The 16,363-nt window shown below is 61.1% G+C and carries 17 protein-coding genes, 1 pseudogene and 1 riboswitch; of the genes and pseudogenes, 12 read left to right on the forward strand and 6 right to left on the reverse strand.

What is annotated here, in order from left to right; all coding sequences use genetic code 11:
• Positions 1 to 51 precede the first annotated feature (51 nt).
• The 3 genes from V1289_RS10825 to V1289_RS10835 form a co-directional block, all read right to left on the reverse strand.
• Positions 52 to 597 (reverse strand): PRC-barrel domain-containing protein, encoded by a 546-nt coding sequence (locus tag V1289_RS10825; protein ID WP_334396935.1) that lies wholly within the window; start codon positions 595 to 597, stop codon positions 52 to 54.
• Between the two features lie 75 nt (positions 598 to 672).
• The gene (locus tag V1289_RS10830) at positions 673 to 1,050 is read right to left on the reverse strand and encodes a PRC-barrel domain-containing protein (protein WP_309178990.1); all 378 of its coding nucleotides are present in this window, start codon (positions 1,048 to 1,050) and stop codon (positions 673 to 675) included.
• 134 nt (positions 1,051 to 1,184) lie between these two features.
• A complete protein-coding gene (locus V1289_RS10835) occupies positions 1,185 to 1,796 on the reverse strand; it encodes a hypothetical protein (RefSeq protein WP_334396936.1) in 612 nt (203 codons plus the stop codon).
• Positions 1,797 to 1,987: 191 nt separating this feature from the next.
• On the opposite strand from V1289_RS10835, the gene V1289_RS10840 reads away from it, so the two are divergent.
• Entirely contained in the window at positions 1,988 to 2,740 is a 753-nt protein-coding gene (locus V1289_RS10840) for a response regulator (protein WP_334396937.1), read from the forward strand.
• A gap of 2 nt (positions 2,741 to 2,742) precedes the next feature.
• On the forward strand, positions 2,743 to 4,080 hold the full coding sequence (locus tag V1289_RS10845) for an ATP-binding protein (protein ID WP_334396938.1): 1,338 nt from the start codon (positions 2,743 to 2,745) through the stop codon (positions 4,078 to 4,080).
• Between the two features lie 40 nt (positions 4,081 to 4,120).
• Here V1289_RS10845 and V1289_RS10850 read toward each other — a convergent pair whose 3' ends face one another.
• Positions 4,121 to 4,312 (reverse strand): hypothetical protein, encoded by a 192-nt coding sequence (locus V1289_RS10850; RefSeq protein ID WP_334396939.1) that lies wholly within the window; start codon positions 4,310 to 4,312, stop codon positions 4,121 to 4,123.
• A gap of 251 nt (positions 4,313 to 4,563) precedes the next feature.
• Between V1289_RS10850 and V1289_RS10855 the strand changes: the two genes are divergently transcribed.
• From V1289_RS10855 to V1289_RS10895, 9 genes are all read left to right on the forward strand, one after another.
• Entirely contained in the window at positions 4,564 to 5,061 is a 498-nt protein-coding gene (locus V1289_RS10855) for a lytic transglycosylase domain-containing protein (RefSeq protein ID WP_334396940.1), read from the forward strand.
• Between the two features lie 95 nt (positions 5,062 to 5,156).
• A riboswitch (TPP riboswitch) is annotated at positions 5,157 to 5,289 on the forward strand.
• A complete protein-coding gene (locus V1289_RS10860) occupies positions 5,277 to 6,290 on the forward strand; it encodes an FAD-dependent oxidoreductase (RefSeq protein WP_334396941.1) in 1,014 nt (337 codons plus the stop codon). Its footprint overlaps the riboswitch before it by 13 nt.
• Positions 6,281 to 6,478: a sulfur carrier protein ThiS gene (gene thiS, locus V1289_RS10865; protein WP_074273950.1), complete on the forward strand. Its 198-nt coding sequence runs from the start codon at positions 6,281 to 6,283 to the stop codon at positions 6,476 to 6,478. Before V1289_RS10860 ends, thiS begins: the two co-directional genes overlap by 10 nt.
• A gap of 181 nt (positions 6,479 to 6,659) precedes the next feature.
• Positions 6,660 to 7,442 (forward strand): thiazole synthase, encoded by a 783-nt coding sequence (locus tag V1289_RS10870; RefSeq protein ID WP_334396942.1) that lies wholly within the window; start codon positions 6,660 to 6,662, stop codon positions 7,440 to 7,442.
• A complete protein-coding gene (locus V1289_RS10875; protein ID WP_334396944.1) occupies positions 7,429 to 8,073 on the forward strand; it encodes a thiamine phosphate synthase in 645 nt (214 codons plus the stop codon). The genes V1289_RS10870 and V1289_RS10875 overlap by 14 nt, the downstream gene beginning before the upstream one ends.
• A 276-nt stretch (positions 8,074 to 8,349) precedes the next feature.
• Positions 8,350 to 10,248, forward strand: a complete 1,899-nt coding sequence (thiC, locus tag V1289_RS10880; protein ID WP_334396945.1) for a phosphomethylpyrimidine synthase ThiC — start codon at positions 8,350 to 8,352, stop codon at positions 10,246 to 10,248.
• Between the two features lie 24 nt (positions 10,249 to 10,272).
• On the forward strand, positions 10,273 to 10,716 hold the full coding sequence (locus V1289_RS10885; RefSeq protein ID WP_334396946.1) for a toll/interleukin-1 receptor domain-containing protein: 444 nt from the start codon (positions 10,273 to 10,275) through the stop codon (positions 10,714 to 10,716).
• A complete protein-coding gene (locus V1289_RS10890; RefSeq protein WP_334396947.1) occupies positions 10,713 to 11,990 on the forward strand; it encodes an outer membrane protein assembly factor BamB family protein in 1,278 nt (425 codons plus the stop codon). Before V1289_RS10885 ends, V1289_RS10890 begins: the two co-directional genes overlap by 4 nt.
• A gap of 26 nt (positions 11,991 to 12,016) precedes the next feature.
• On the forward strand, positions 12,017 to 12,400 hold the full coding sequence (locus V1289_RS10895; protein ID WP_334396949.1) for a RidA family protein: 384 nt from the start codon (positions 12,017 to 12,019) through the stop codon (positions 12,398 to 12,400).
• Positions 12,401 to 12,635: 235 nt separating this feature from the next.
• Here the strand turns inward: V1289_RS10895 and V1289_RS10900 are convergent.
• Both V1289_RS10900 and V1289_RS10905 read right to left on the reverse strand, forming a co-directional pair.
• A pseudogene (locus V1289_RS10900) lies at positions 12,636 to 12,861 on the reverse strand (DUF6429 family protein).
• 974 nt (positions 12,862 to 13,835) lie between these two features.
• Entirely contained in the window at positions 13,836 to 14,270 is a 435-nt protein-coding gene (locus tag V1289_RS10905) for a hypothetical protein (RefSeq protein WP_334396950.1), read from the reverse strand.
• A gap of 484 nt (positions 14,271 to 14,754) precedes the next feature.
• Here V1289_RS10905 and V1289_RS10910 point away from each other — a divergent pair, with 484 nt between their 5' ends.
• Complete coding sequence (locus V1289_RS10910) at positions 14,755 to 16,356, forward strand: P-loop ATPase, Sll1717 family (protein ID WP_334396951.1); 1,602 nt, start codon at positions 14,755 to 14,757, stop codon at positions 16,354 to 16,356.
• Positions 16,357 to 16,363: the final 7 nt, after the last annotated feature.

Genomic DNA, 16,363 nt, shown 5'->3' on the forward strand with positions numbered 1-16,363 from the left:
TCGCCCGGGCGCGTTTCCATGAGTCATTCAAGTTCTCGCAACTTCGCGGACTTACTCCGTCGAATATTTGAACTCGGGCATTGCCTTCAACTCATCCTTGGTCGCGTTGTACACGGCATGATCGGGATACCAGGGATTTGGCTTCGCCGTGTTGGCCGCGCTGGGCGCGGTATTGGTGGTCGCCGCTCCCGTGGTCGTGGTCGAGGACGGCCTGGCGCCGCCCGCATTCGGCAGGTTGGCTGCGCCGGTGTAGACGATCGGCTCGTTGACGAACTTGACCTTGTCGAACGATACCGCAACCAGATGTTCGCCGACACCGAGGAAGCCGCCGACGCCGATCACCACGGCCTTGATGTTACCGCTCTTGTCGGTCAGGAGGTCGTTGATCGAGCCGACGCTTTCATTCTTGTCGTTGTAGACGCTGAGCCCGACCACCTTCGACGCGCGCCAGTTGCCCTGGAACGACGACGAGGTATCGGATGCGGCGGCCGGCGCCATGTTGCTGCGGTCGGTGGTCGCGGTCGGCGTCTGCGCGAACGCGACACTTGCCAGCAACGCAGAACCGGCCAGGCCGGCGATGGTATATTTGGCTAACATATCGGTTCTCCTCAGTTCGAAAAATGATACTGAGAAAACCCGTCACCTCGACAACGGTTCCAAGGGAACACGCGCTCAGAAACCGGCCCAATACGGCGGTATGCCGTAATAGCGATGCAGTTCCGCTTCCTGCGAACGATCGCCCCAGTCGAAATCCTTGTCGGCGCGGAACGACGGCGCGCGCTTCAACTCGTCATCATCGATGTCGAGTTCATAGGCTTCGACCCTGACATTGTAGCGCAGCCGGCCCCAGGGCAACGGAAGCAGATTGGTTCCCATGCCGAGAAACCCGCCGAAGCTCAGGATTGCGTAAGAAACCTTGCCGGAGACCTTGTCGATCATCAGCCGTTCGATGTGGCCGATCATATCGCCGTTCGGCCGTCGCACCGAAGTGCCCTCGACGCGATCGCTCGCGATCAACTGATGCGGCTTGGTCATGACGTCAGATGCCATCGGACCCTCCACAGATCAATAAAGGGCTCAACGTCGCAATCGGCAACCGGTTCCCGCACTGCGAAATATGCGACAGCCATCCTTCCCCTTCCGGAAAGGATGGCTGCGACGCGCGTCGGCGCGTCGGCAAGATGTCAGGTCTGGTAGTCGATCAGGAGCGCGGAAAAGGACGAGCTGGTATTGCTCGACGCGCTCGATGTGCCGGTTGCGCTGTAAGTGCTCGATGACGAGGCCGAGAGCGAGTCCTGCAGCGACTGCAGAAACTGCTTCAGGATGTCGTCGGCGGAAGTGGTGCTCGACGAGCTGCTGCTGTCGGTCGAAGACGAATCATCAGCCGGCGGCGGGCCGCCGTGGCCGCCATGATGGCCGTGGGTGCCATGAGCGCCGCCTGCGCCATCCGCACCACCGGCACCGTCCGTTCCGCCGGGGCCGTTGGCGAACGCGGCCTTGAACACGCCCTGCAATTCGGTGGCCTGGTCGCTGGTCAGCTTGCCGCTGGAGACTTCGCCATTGATGAGGTCGTCGATCTTGGATTTGAGATCGCCGGGCGAAGGCCTGGTGCCGCTCGTCTGGTCGCTGGCCCGGCTGCTCTGCAGCGAGGTATCGATATCAGTCAGCGCCGACGACAGCGCGTCCTGATCGGACGAGCTGATGACGCCCGAAGTGACTTCCGACTGCAGCTCAGCCTGCAGCTTCTGAAGAGGCGACTGGTAGGTGCTGGCGGAGGCCGCCGAGATCGAGGTCATGATAGCTCCAAGGTTCTTGGGGAGTTCGCAGAGAGTTCGTGCAAGACGCGCTGACGGTGGGGTTAATAATCTTAACGAGGCCTTCTCGCCGCCCACTTGGCCTGTTACGACCTGTTGCAAGGATCGCGCTGGAAACATTGCGAAACAAAAATCCTTCGACGAATGCCCCGAATCACGGACAAAAGGTCGGTATGGCCCAGGCAGCGCCCAATATCCTAGTCGTCGAGGACGACCGCGAGACGCGGACACTGATCGCGAAATATCTGCGCACCAACGCCTGCAACGTGACGACGGCAAGCGATGGCCGCGAAATGGTTCGCGCCATGACCGACCACCGCGTCGATCTTTTGATCCTCGACGTCATGCTGCCGGGAGAGGACGGCTTGAGCCTGTGCCGCAAGGTGCGCGCCGAGTCGCAGACGCCGATCATCATGCTCACCGCGCGCGGCGAGGACGTCGACCGCATTCTCGGCCTCGAGATGGGCGCCGACGACTATCTGGCCAAGCCGTTCAATCCGCGCGAATTGCTGGCCCGCATCAACGCGGTGCTGCGCCGGCAGGCGGCGGCCCGCACCGCGAGCGCCACCGAGGGCGCGACCGCGCTGGCATTTTTGGGTTGGCGGATCGATCTGCGGCTGCGGGAGCTGCGCAATCCCGCCGGCGCGCGGGTGGCCATGACCAGCGCCGAATTCGACCTGCTGCGAACCTTCTGCGAGCGGCCCGGGCGCGTGCTGTCGCGCGACAGCCTGCTCGACCTCACCCAGGGCCGCAACGCCGGCTCGTTCGAGCGCAGCATCGACGTGCTGGTCAGCCGCATCCGGCGCAAGATCGAAGCCGAGCCGCTAGAACCCACCATGATCAAGACGGTGCGTTCGGGCGGCTATATGTTCACCCCAAGAGTTGAACCCATAAGAGTCGAGGCGGTCACGGCCGCCAGCAACTGATCATGAAGCTGACAGGCTTTTTGAATCTGAAACGCATCAGCGGACAGATCGCAGCGCTGGTGGTCGCCTCGATCGTGGCACTGCATCTGATCATCACCACGAGCTTCCTGATCCACCGGCCGGACCAGCCGGACTCGTCCTTTGATCGCGGCCACGCCCAGCTCGCCGCGGCAGCCCATTTGCTCGGCGCGGCACCGGTTTCGGAACGGCCGCGGCTGTCGGCGGATATTGCGCGCGCATTTCCGCAACTCGGCATCGAACAACTTAGCCAGGATGCTGCGCCGGCAGCCGACGAACCCGGAGCCCCCGGCCTGCGCGGCCTGCATCGCCGCCTCGGCAACGGCTATCGCATTTTCGCGCTGGCGCCCGACGTCTACACCAGCCGGATCGGCATCGCGTTGCCGGACGGCGCGATGATTGCCGCGAACCTGATGCCGGACCAGCGGCCGCGGCCGCCGTTCTGGGCCGGGCCGTGGATGATGACGCTGCTGTTTGCCGTCATCAGCGTCACGCTGCTGGGCCTGTGGGCGGCGCGCGCCCTGACCGCGCCGCTGTCGTCATTCGCAAAAGCCGCCGAAGATTTCAGCCTCAACGGCGCCGCGGCGCCGCTGCCGGAACGCGGCCCCGAGGAAATCCGCTCGGTGGCGAAGGCGCTGAACCGGATGCGGGAGCGCATCACCGGCCTGATCGAAGATCGCACCAAAATGCTCGCCGCCATCAGCCACGATCTGCGCACGCCGATCACGCGGATGCGGCTGCGCACCGAATTCATCGAGGACGAAACCCATCGCAGCCGCATGCTCGGCGATCTCGACCAGATGCGCTCGATGCTGGAATCGGTGCTGTCGTTCCTGCGCAACGACCGCCGGCTGGAATCGATGACGCTGGTCGATATCGCGAGCACGCTGCAGCTCATCACCGATCAATTCGCCGACATGGGACGCAAGGTCGCCTATGTCGGCCCCGGCCATGCGATGGCGACCGTGCGGCCGGACGACCTGCATCGCAGCGTCACCAATCTGGTGGAGAATGCAGTGAGGTTCGGCGCGGAAGCCGTGATCCGCCTCAGCGTATCGGCGGACCAAGTGACCATCGATGTCGACGACGATGGTCCCGGCATTTCCGATGCGCAGAAGATCAACATGCTGGAGCCGTTCGTGCGCGGCGACGACGCCCGCAACATGGATGAGACAACGGGCTTCGGCCTCGGCCTTTCCATCGCCAACGCCATTGTGCTCGCGCACGGCGGAACGCTGTCACTGCACGACCGGCAGCCGCACGGACTGGTGGCGCGGATTCAATTGCCCGTGCAGCAGCAGACGCAGAAGTCGGCGGCGTAAAGACTTCTTGAAGACCAGCTTCTTGAAGACTTAAAGCGCGTCAGGCCGCGAGTGGCTCATGTTCGGATTGGGATTCGTCGTAGATCGCGATGGCCTCGAAGCGATAATCGCAGGCGCGGCAGGTCCAGAGATAGGACGTGCGGCCCGGCGCGCTTTCGATCCAGTCCGGCTTCGCAATCGGCTTGCCGCATTGAGCGCAGGGATTTCCACGAGGCAAATCGGAACGGGCCATGGCGCATCTCCCAGGTAGCAATTTTTTTTGGATGAGACAGGTCTGCTGCCTGTCGCGCCAAATCCTAGACCTCTCTTGAATCATTTGCACGATAATCCGTCGCTGCGATGCGTGCGGCAAACAGTCGTTAAGAATTTAACGATTCATTTCAACTTCGATGCCGGAATTTCGCCACATCACCGCCCGCCGGCCGCAACAATTGGGGTGTGAAAGCGGAACTCGGAAAATCCCAGGGTTCGAGACCATTTCAGATGAAACGAATGCTGGCTTCCGTCTGGCTCGCCGCCATCGCCGCGCTATCGTGCGGCGCGGATGCGCAGGCGCAGCAACGTGCGCAATATGAAACGCTGGTCGCGACCCATGCCCAGGCGAACGGCGTGCCGGAAGCTTTGGTGCATCGCGTGATCGTGCGCGAGAGCAGATACCAGCCGGCGCTGGTCGGCCGCGGCGGCACCATCGGGCTGATGCAGATCAAGCTCGCGACCGCCCGCAGCCTTGGCTACACGGGCACGGCTGAAGGCCTGCGCGATCCCGAGACCAATCTCATCTACGGCATCAAGTATCTTGCCGGCGCCTATCACGCCGCCGGTAGCGACCATAACCGCGCCATGCATTATTATGCGAGCGGCTATTACTGCGCCGCAAAGCGCCAGCGGCACGAACGCGCACGACAATCCGAACCGGTGCTCGCGGGTGCACCGCGGAATAGCCCCGTCGACGCCAACGCTCAGCAGGTTCCAACCCAATAACCGGGCATAGGCGGGGCACGCCGTCCTTCGGGCGGCTATGCCCGGGCATGACGAGACAGTGTCCGTTGACACCCCCGCCGATCGGCCTACATTAGCCCCGTTCCGAGGGGAGCTCCGATGAGGAGCTGAGATACCGCAAGCTTTGGGCCGGTTTGGCCTTGAGACCGCGGTGACCCTTTGAACCTGATCCGGGTCATGCCGGCGAAGGGACAGGGATGTACCAGAGTTCGAAGCCGGGGGGGGATTCCCCCGTATCCATCATCGGCGCAGGCATTGCCGGCGCTTGGCAAGCCCTGCTGTTCGCGCAGGCCGGCCATGCCGTAACCTTGCACGAGCGCAGTGACGCGGCCATGACGGAATCCACCAGCCACTGGGCCGGCGGCATGCTGGCGCCCTGGTGCGAGGCCGAAACCTCGGAACCCCTGATCACGCGGCTCGGCGTCCGCTCGCTCGCCCTCTGGCGCGAGCAGTTTCCGCAGACCCCCTTCAACGGCTCGCTGGTGGTGGCGCATGCGCGCGAGCGCGCCGATTTCGAGCGCTTTGCCAAGCTCACCACCGGTCACAAGCGGCTCGACGCACGCGCTCTCGGCGAACTCGAACCGTCGCTGGAAGGCCGCTTTCGCGACGGGCTGTTTTATGCCGGTGAAGGCCATGTCGAGCCGCGCCGGGTGTTGCCGGAATTGCACGCACGCATCGCGGCCGCCGGTGGCCGGATCGAATTCAACAGCGACGCGGATGCCAAAGACCTCGACGGCATCGTGATCGATTGCCGCGGACTCGCCGCGCGCGACACCCAGCCCGAATTGCGCGGCGTCAAGGGCGAGATGATCATCGTCGAGACCTCCGAGGTCGAGCTGTCGCGTCCAATCCGGCTGATCCATCCGCGCTGGCCGCTCTATGTGATCCCGCGCGGCGACGGCCGCTTCATGCTGGGCGCGACCTCGATCGAGGCCGAAGATTCCGGCGTCAGCGTCCGCTCGGCGCTGGAGTTGCTGGGTGCGGCCTATGCGGTGCATCCGGCGTTTGCCGAGGCGCGGATCGTCGAATTCGGCTCCGGCTTGCGGCCGGCGTTTCCCGACCATCTGCCGCGGATTGCGATCGACCACGACAGGATCGCGGTCAATGGCCTCTATCGCCACGGGTTTTTGCTGGCGCCGGCGCTGGCGGAACTGACGCTCGGCTATGTCAAGCGCGGCGTGATCGACAATGAGGTGATGCAATGCGCGTGATCGTCAATGGCGAGGCGCGGGAGATCAACGCGTCGCGGGTCGACGCGCTGCTCTCCGAGCTCGAATACGAAGGCACGCATTTCGCGATCGCCGTGAATTACGACGTGCTGCCGAAGAGCCGCTGGGCGGAGACGGCGTTGAAGGCCGGCGACGAGATCGAGATCATCACGCCAAGGCAGGGAGGGTGATGGGGATGAGCGTCGAACAAATTCAACTGTCATCGCCCGGCTTGACCGGGCGACCCAGTACGCCGCGGCTTCTCGGTTCAATCGAAAGGTCTCTGGGATACTGGATCCCCGCTTTCGCGGGGATGACAAGCTATGGGTGGGATGACGGCCTCGGCTTGCGACACGCAAGGATACTGAAACCATGCTGAACTTCTACGGCAAAACCTTCGCCTCCCGCCTCCTGATCGGCAGCGCGCTGTATCCGTCGCCCGCGATCATGCAAGGCGCCATTCGCGCCTCCGGCGCCAACATCGTCACGGTGTCGCTGCGGCGGGAAGCCGCCGGGGGCAAGACCGGCGACGCGTTCTGGTCGCTGATCCGCGAGCTCGATGTCACGGTGCTGCCGAACACCGCCGGCTGCCGCAGCGTGCGCGAGGCGGTGACCACCGCAAAGCTGGCGCGCGAATTGTTCGGCACCTCCTGGATCAAGCTCGAGGTGATCGCCGACAACGACACGCTGCAGCCCGACGTGGTCGGCCTGGTCGAGGCGGCTGCCGTCCTGATCAAGGACGGTTTTGAGGTGTTTCCCTATTGCACCGAGGACCTTTCCGTCGCGATGCGGCTGGTCGATGCCGGCTGCAAGGTTGTGATGCCGTGGGCGGCGCCGATCGGCAGCGCCAAGGGGGTCATCAACCCCGATGCGCTGAAACTGATGCGCGACCGCCTGCCCGATGTGACGCTGGTGGTCGATGCCGGCCTGGGCGCGCCGTCGCATGCGGCCCGCGCGCTGGAACTCGGCTACGACGCCGTGCTGCTCAACACGGCAATCGCAAAAGCCGCCGACCCCATCGCGATGGCCAACGCGTTTCGCTTGGGCGTCGAGGCCGGCCGCACCGCATACGAGGCCGGGCTGATGGAAGCCCGCGATTTCGCCTCCCCTTCAACCCCTGTCATCGGGACACCCTTCTGGCATGCCGTATCCTGATCGCCACGCGTATCCAGATCGCCGCGCGTATCCTGATCGCTTCTACCCCGTCGTCGACAGCGTGGCGTGGGTCGAGCGCCTGACCAAGCTTGGCGTCGGCACCATTCAGTTGCGCGCCAAGGAACTTGATGACGGTCAAGCGCTGCAGATCGTCAGCGATGCGCTCGACGTGACCAGGGGCACGCCGACCAAACTGGTCGTCAATGATTACTGGCGCGCGGCGATCGTGGCCGGCGCGCAGCATCTGCATCTCGGCCAGGAAGACCTGGTCGGCGCCGACCTCGGCGAGATCCGAAAAGCCGGGCTGACGCTCGGCATCTCCACCCATGACGACGAGGAACTGGCGACGGCCTTGCGCGCCAATCCCGATTACATCGCGCTCGGGCCGATTTTCCCGACCACGCTGAAATCGATGCGCTTTGCGCCGCAGGGTATTCCGAAACTCACCGAGTGGAAGAAGCGCATCGGCAACATCCCGCTGGTCGCGATCGGCGGCATCAAGCTCGAACAGGCCGCCGACATTTTCGCCGTCGGCGCCGACTCGATCGCCGTCGTCAGCGACGTCACCCAGAACGCCGACCCCGATGCGCGCGTGCGCGCCTGGCTCGACCAGAACGCGGAGGCCGCGTGACGAATTTCCGAAACTATCACAGCCGTCATTGCGAGGAGCGCAAGCGACGAAGCAATCCATCTCACAACCAGCCGAACTATGGATTGCTTCGCGGAGCCTGTCATCGGGCGGCGCTTCGCGCCGACCCGTTGGCTCGCAATGACGGAAAATTTCCACCAGCGTCATTCCGGGTCGCGCGCAGCGCGAACCCGGAATCTCGCGCAATAACGTCAAGATTCCGGATCGGTCCGCGCCGCGGACCGTCCGGAATGACAACAATATAAAGGAGGATACAGTATGAACATCCGCTCCAACCCCGACACCACGCTTCCCGCCGTCACCACCGGCCCGCTGCCGGCCTCGCGAAAAATCTGGGTCACGCCCGATGAAGCGCCCGATGTGCGGGTGCCGCTGCGCGAGATCATCCTGAGCGAAGGTGCCGGCGAGCCCAACCTGCCCGTCTACGACACCTCCGGTCCCTATACCGATCCGGCCGTGACCATCGACGTCAATGCCGGCCTCGCCCGCGCGCGCATCGAATGGGTGAAGGAGCGCGGCGGCGTCGAGGAGTATGAAGGCCGCGACATCAAGCCGGAAGACAACGGCAATGTCGGCGCCTCGCATGCGGCAAAGGCGTTCACCGCCCACCACAAGCCGCTGCGCGGCACCGGCGACCACATGATCACGCAGCTCGAATTCGCCCGCGCCGGCATCATCACCAAGGAGATGATCTACGTCGCCACCCGCGAGAACCTCGGCCGCAAGGTGCAGCTCGAACGCGCCGAGGCCGCATTGGCCGACGGCGAAAGCTTTGGCGCCTCGGTGCCGGCCTTCGTCACCCCGGAATTCGTACGCAGCGAGATCGCGCGCGGCCGCGCCATCATTCCCTGCAACATCAACCACGGCGAACTCGAGCCGATGATCATCGGCCGCAATTTCCTCACCAAGATCAACGCCAATATCGGCAACTCCGCGGTGACCTCGTCGGTCGAGGAAGAAGTCGACAAGATGGTGTGGGCGATCCGCTGGGGCGCCGACACCGTGATGGACCTCTCCACCGGCCGCAACATCCACACCACGCGCGAATGGATTTTGCGCAACGCGCCGATCCCGATCGGCACCGTGCCGATCTATCAGGCGCTGGAGAAGTGCGACGGCGATCCGGTGAAACTGACCTGGGAGCTCTACAAGGATACGCTGATCGAGCAGTGCGAACAGGGCGTCGATTACTTCACCATCCACGCCGGCGTGCGCCTGCCCTACATCCACCTCACCGCCAACCGCGTCACCGGCATCGTGTCGCGCGGCGGCTCGATCATGGCAAAATGGTGCCTGGCGCATCACAAGGAAAGCTTCCTCTACACAAACTTCGAGGAAATCTGCGACCTGATGCGCAAATACGACGTGTCGTTCTCGCTCGGCGACGGCCTGCGTCCCGGATCGATCGCCGACGCCAACGACCGCGCGCAATTCGCCGAACTGGAGACGCTCGGCGAGCTCACCCAAATTGCCTGGAAGAAGGGCTGCCAGGTCATGATCGAAGGCCCCGGCCATGTGCCGCTGCACAAGATCAAGATCAACATGGACAAGCAGCTCAAGGAGTGCGGCGAGGCGCCGTTCTACACGCTGGGGCCGCTGACCACCGACATCGCGCCAGGCTACGATCACATCACGTCAGGCATCGGTGCCGCCATGATCGGCTGGTTCGGCTGCGCGATGCTCTGCTACGTGACGCCGAAGGAGCATCTCGGCCTGCCCAACCGCGACGACGTCAAGGTCGGCGTCATCACCTACAAGATCGCCGCCCACGCCTCCGATCTCGGCAAGGGCCACCCGGCTGCCCAACTGCGCGACGACGCCCTGTCCCGCGCCCGCTTCGACTTCCGCTGGGAAGACCAGTTCAACCTCGGCCTCGACCCCGAAACCGCACGCCTCTATCACGACGAGACGCTGCCGAAGGAAGCCCACAAGGTCGCGCATTTCTGCTCGATGTGCGGCCCAAAGTTCTGCTCGATGAAGATCACGCAGGATGTGCGGGATTATGCGGCGACGCTGAACGATCCGGCGAGTGTGGGGATGACGGTGTCTGGCACCATCGAGGATGGCATGGCGGCGATGTCGCAGAAGTTCAAGGAGATGGGCGGTCAGGTGTATCTGGATGCGGAGAAGGTGAAGGAGAGTAATCGGGTGTTGTGAAAACGAACTGTTTGAAGCCGACGCATGATATTTATCTCGTATGCGAAGGAAGATCACGCCTACGCGTGCGAGCTTTATCTTGCGCTTGAGGTCGCGGAGCTTGATCCTTGGATGGACAAGCCGCCGACACCTTATGACGGAAGGGGACTGCAAATCGGCCAACGCTGGAGTTCCGTGTTGAACCAGAAAATCCGAGATGCGGACTATGTGGCCCTCCTGCTATCGCCACGCTCCGTTCGCAAACGCGGATATGTCCAAGTGGAATTTCGAACGGCACTGCAACTAATGAATGAAATGCCCGACAATGAAGTCTTCGTGCTTCCGATCGTATCGGAAAAGTGCGAGGTGCCATCATTACGCGTGGGACAAATCGACCTGCAGGACCTGCAGTGGGAAGAAGTGAAGCCGAGTGAAATTGCAGCGTTCGCCGACCGACTCACGGCCATTATCAAAGGGCATCGTCCATGATCGGACAACCGCTTTCAGAATTGAAGCGAGATAATGTACTTCTTTGGTCGATCGATGTTGGTCGTATGCACTCTCGCAACAACATTATCGTACGGGAAGACGTCGCCTTTCTAAGTTCGTCTGGAGCACTCTGGAACGTCGATGATCCTAAGGACGGCGTCTATTGCATCGACTTGAATTCTGGACGGATTATCTGGTTCACCGAGACATATTCTGATGCAAACGAGATTTCCATTGTCGACAATGTACTTCTTGTTGGAACCGATAGCGGCAAGGTGTTTGCAATAGATGTAGGTTCCGGCCTCATCTTTAGCAAATTCCAAGCGGAGGAGCCCGTCTATACTCGAGCAATCGAGCTCGAACGACCAAGCGGAAAGATTGGAATCCTAGTTTCCCACGCGGGTGAGGTCATCCAATACGATACAAGAGCCAAAAGGTTTTCGGTGCTAGGGAGATTGCCTTATGGAGTTCGAGCAAATCCGACAAGGGTTGCTTCTGCGTCATTTCTGGTGGCCTCCCAAGCAGGAGTCATAACATTGGCGGAGTTGATTGATGACCAGATCAACTCCCGAACAATGTTTGAAGTAAAGCCACATAAGGCCTCCGGACAGTTCGACTTTATGCTGGAAGTCCGGGGCATTTCGAGCATTGTTGTTAAAGCTGATCGCGCCGTAGTGTCTTATGCCCGAAATACTTATGATCGCCGTCCTCCGATCGTTTGCTTCTCATTGAAAACGGGTGAGAAGCTTTGGGATGCAGGCCGTGTACAGACCGCTTCCAGAAGTGAAGTGCCAGAGTTCGGTAACTCGCGCATCGTGCCGGCTGTTTGGAATAATTTGCTTCTTTCGACATTTTCGTACAATGACGCGGTCCATGCATTTTCGCTCGATAATGGCAAATGGATGTGGCGACAGAGGCTTGACGATAGCTATTTTCAGAATTGGTCGTCACCGATAGTTCAGGATGAGCTGCTGTATGTGGCGCGCATAAACGGCGTTCTGTCCGTTCTGGATCTCAAGACTAGAAAGCTGCTTTCGTCCTATTCGGTCGAAGTGTTTGAATCCTCGGAAAGCCCTACGAGCGTAGACGAGCCAGAATCTTGGCCGAAGAACCCTTCCGAGTTCAAAGCCGGTCCATATCCGAGTCAGAAGATTGTAGCAGGCATCTGCTCAACTCCCGCGATTTGGAAGAGAATGATCCTAATCGGAACGGCATCCGGAAAACTGTGCTGCCTTCGTCCGCAATCATCAGGGGGCGAGAAGGTACCCGACTAACAAGAGAAAGATAGTTGGAGATATTCATGCCCATCCAACACTTCCCCCCGCCACCCGGCGTCAAAGCCCCGCCCCTCTCCTTCGCCGCCCGCACCGGCGACCTCCTGTTCATCTCCGGCATCCCCGGCTTTGACGAAAACCGCGCCCTGCCCGACAGCTTCGAAGCCCAGTTCGCCAACGTCGTCACCAACATCAAGCGCGTGCTCGGCGAGGCTGGCGCGACCGTCCATGATCTGGTCAAGGTCAACGTGCTGCTGACGCGCGCCTCCGACGTCGCGGCGATGAATGCGCTGTATGCCGGCGCGTTCGGCCCCGCACCCTATCCCGCCCGCACCACCTGCGTGGTGCAGGCGCTGCCCGATCCGAAGATGCTGATCGAGATCGAGGGCGTGGCGTCGCTGAAGGCGTAGGAAAGCCGTCGTTGCCGGGCATAGCCGCCCGAAGGACGGCGTCGCTTCCGCTCGCCCATGCCCGGCAATCCATCGCGCGAAGCGCATCTTCGTGTTTGATGGAAGCGCGGGTCAAGCCCGCGCATGACGAGTTGAGTGCGAGTGGAAAAACGGTGGGTTTCGCGGAGTTTATCATCGGGCGCGCATTCGCGCGACCCGTTGGCTCTACCCACCCTGTACCAACCGGCCCGACTGCTCACTTCTCGAACATCGTCTCGAACAATTCCTTCGCCCGTTCCAGCCCCTCTGGCGTGAAAACCACCGACTTCACTTTGCCCACGGGATCGTGGATCATGCCCTTGTCGTGCAGACGGCCGAGCACCCCCCAGTCAAATCCTTTCCCAGGCCCTGCAGTCGTCGTGCAAGGTCAGATAGAGCAGCGCCAGCGCTGTGTCGTCGATCTTGTCGGTGTTGAGGGGCATCGCGAACCTCATGCCGTTAGTCTGCCTCACGCTATCCTATTCAGGATCGCGCGATGCGCAATTGGTTCGAACAAGCCTAAGGGACGGTGGGTTACGCTTCGCTAACCCACCCTACGGTCCTCATCCTCCGTCATTCCGGGGCGCGCCTCTTGGCGCGAGCTATGATGTGCGATTGCACATCATGGAATCCATCGGGCGTCATGCGCGGGCGTCGAAATGGATTCCGGGCTCGATGCTTCGCATCGCCCCGGAATGACGGCCTCTATTGAGGCGCGAGGTATGAAAAAACTGCCCGACGGGCAAATCAGCAAAAACCTGTCCAGCCCTCCAGCGAAAAATATTTCGCTTTTCGCGTCGGGCAAATCAGTGGTTTGACTCCGCGCGTCTCATCCGAATGAGGGGCGGGTCGCGATCGTCACGAACGTTGCGGTGAGATGCGGTGGACGCGAAGGCCACGACTGACGAGCGTGGCCGATGCGGACGGCGAAGGCGTGTGGTTCTGGCGCCCCGATGCTGGCGCCAAGTTTCCGGGAAGGGAGCTTCTCGGGGATGACGGTGGCAAGAAAGCCGGTCACCGGGGAGAGCACGTTATAAGCCGTAAAACCATTGCGCGGGGAAGGCCGGAGTGTTTCCGCTGAACCTGTATGCTCGTGTGCGTTTTCTTTTGTGCATGTTTGCACACGAGACCGCGGGTGCAGCGCGCACCCGGTCTTCCCTGCGCCCTCTGCGCTTTACGAGGGTGGAACGTGACGCAAAGCTCGGGCGGATCGCGCCGCGAGAATGCGGACGCGTATCCGCATTGCTGTTTGACATGTGAATCGGAAGTCCTCCCCCCGTCATTGCGAGGAGCGCAAGCGACGACCGGGTCCGCCGAAGCTCAACGAGCGAAGGCGGAAGCAATCCATGCTTCAGCCAGCGGATAGATGGATTGCTTCGCTTCGCTCGCAATGACGTGGAGAGACCGCCCACCCGTACTACTTCATCGTAATCGCCAGCCCGCTCAGATCCGCATTGGCCATCAGGCCGACCTGCTGGCCGGTCAGTTCCAGCACCGCGCCCTTCTGGTTGGTCAGCACGATCGCGCGCGCGCCGCGGCCGACCGCGAGCCCCGCGCCCGCCGCGCCATAGACGCCGGCGACATCCGACGGCCTGACGATGTTGCTGACCCGGCCGCGCAGCACCGTCCTGGAACCGCCGAACACCAGGCCGTAGTCCAGGCCGCCGGCGGACAGCCCATAGCTCCGGCCGCGAAAATTCAGCACGCCGCCGCCGCCGGAGCCGCCGATGATCCATCCGGCCTTGTAGATCGTCAGCGACACGAAGCCGTCGTCGGCGTCGGCGGCGGAGGACAGGCCGGCGAACGCCGTCAGCGCGACCAGCGCGGCACGAATGGCGGATGACATCTTCATGGTTCAGGTCTCCCGGGGATTGTTGCGAGCATGCGTTGCGAGGCAGGTCGAATCGCGCTTGACCGAGTCTAGCAAGCACGGCCGGAATGAGCCAATGGGCCGATGCGAAGCGCGCCCCGTTGATTCCGCAGCGCGGACTGCGGATTGCCCGGCCCACGGTCCCGCTACGCGCGCTTTGCCCGCTCCGCAGGCCGGATCAGCAAAGCTGCCGGGCGGTTCGGCCGCATGTGAACGCGATCGTGCACAAGCGCCGCTTTCAAGGGGGTGGCAAGCGGCGTGGATCTGGATGCAGAGCAGGAGAGCAATCGGGTGTCGTGGGTCGTGCTACGCACCATCACGGCGCCAGCGATTCCGCCAGGCCTTTGGTGATCAGCGCGGGGGATCGGTTTCAACCTTGGATGGTCCAACAGCGATCGAGAGACTTGCGGTCGCCCTACAGCGGGTTTAGTCTAATTGCCCTCTCGGGTTGCAGCGGAGAACAATCGTGCCGCTTCGAGATTTCCTCACCCCAGACGAACCGCTTGGGCCAATCCGTCACGAACGCATTTTGCGTCGACGCGCTTATGATCAGCAAGATGAAGACCCGGTTAATCTGCTCATTTACCAGGCCGAACCCTTCGACCTGGCGCTGCACGATCTGCATCCAATAATTCTCGGCCGGAGGGGATCCGGCAAAACAGCGATCGTCGCGGCCATGCTCGCCGGTTCCGGCCGCAAACATTATTTCTATGGCCGTGATGACGCTATCAACGATAATCACGACATCTATGTATTCATTCAATCCTGGGATCACCTCGACGAGATCGTGAACCTCGTCGGAATCGATTGCTACCACTCCCTCGGTTCGCAGCCGATGTGGGATGATCTATTGCCGGAAACGGCAGCTCGTTTCTGGGCGCGTCATCTGTGGCAAGCAATATTCAACCAGATCTTTCGGGACGCGTCTTCAGAATCGAACCCGATAGACTACCGATCGAAGCTTCCACTGGTATTTAAATTCATTGAAGGCCGCGACATCATAGACCCTCGCGAATCCATAACGAGCGAGACGTTGCAGAAGGCGTTTGAACTGACCCGAGACAGCGTACTGAAATATCTCAGCGCCACCAAACGACGCTGCTTTGTCATCATAGACTCTCTCGATCTGTATCCAATAACGTCTCCGCGCTTCTCCCGTATCCTTGCCGGGCTGCTCCGATGCATCACCAACTTCAGCGACTCATACGATCGGGTTAAAATCTATTGCTGCGTGCCCGAAGAGGTCGAACCGCATTTATTTACACATGTAGCCAACGAAACCCGAGATCTGTCTCCGGCTACGAGCTATTCGCGACTTCATTGGAAGCCGGTCGACCTCCTGAAAATAGTGGCGGAGCGGTTTCGCGAATTTCTGAAGATTCATCTGGCCGAGGATCAGAACTTCATTGCGGACATTTCAAAACTGAATTTTTCTCACCGCGACAACTTGATGACCTTTTATGGCGCCGTGATGCCGAAATACGTCACGAACAAGTATGGTCAAAAGGAAGATTCCGTTGCGTATCTGGTCCGTCATTCGCAATTATTGCCCCGAGAACTGATCCTGTTGTTCAGCCGGGCCATCAGCATTTCTCACCAGGAAACCGCAAGTTGGCGAACCATAACGTCGTCGGCAATCGTAAAGGCCGTCGACGAAAGCGAGTCGGCGTTGGCACGGCAAATTCTCAGACCTTATATGCCGGTCTATAAGGAGCTTATCATCGCCTGCGAACACGTTCTCTCGGAATTGCCGACGATATGCACCCTTAGCGAACTGCATTCGGTTGGAAAAAGAATGCGCAAGAGCGTTTCCATGGAAACCGACGATCCGTGGAGAACACTCTATGAAATAGGGGTTTTGGGATTTATCGATCCGGACGAGTCAAATCGCAACACGCAATACTACGAATATGGATTGTTTCACTTCAACTCGCACAACAAGATCAGGTTTGCCAATCACCTGAGATATTGCGTCCATCCGCTCTTCAGCGGCACCTGGCATCTAAAGCGAGCTCCGGGAATGAAATTCATATACCCGTCCAAAATTGAGGAATCTTATTGGGATTAAAGAATAG

Origin of the sequence: Bradyrhizobium sp. AZCC 2289 (assembly GCF_036924615.1) — a bacterium.
Lineage (GTDB): Bacteria > Pseudomonadota > Alphaproteobacteria > Rhizobiales > Xanthobacteraceae > Bradyrhizobium.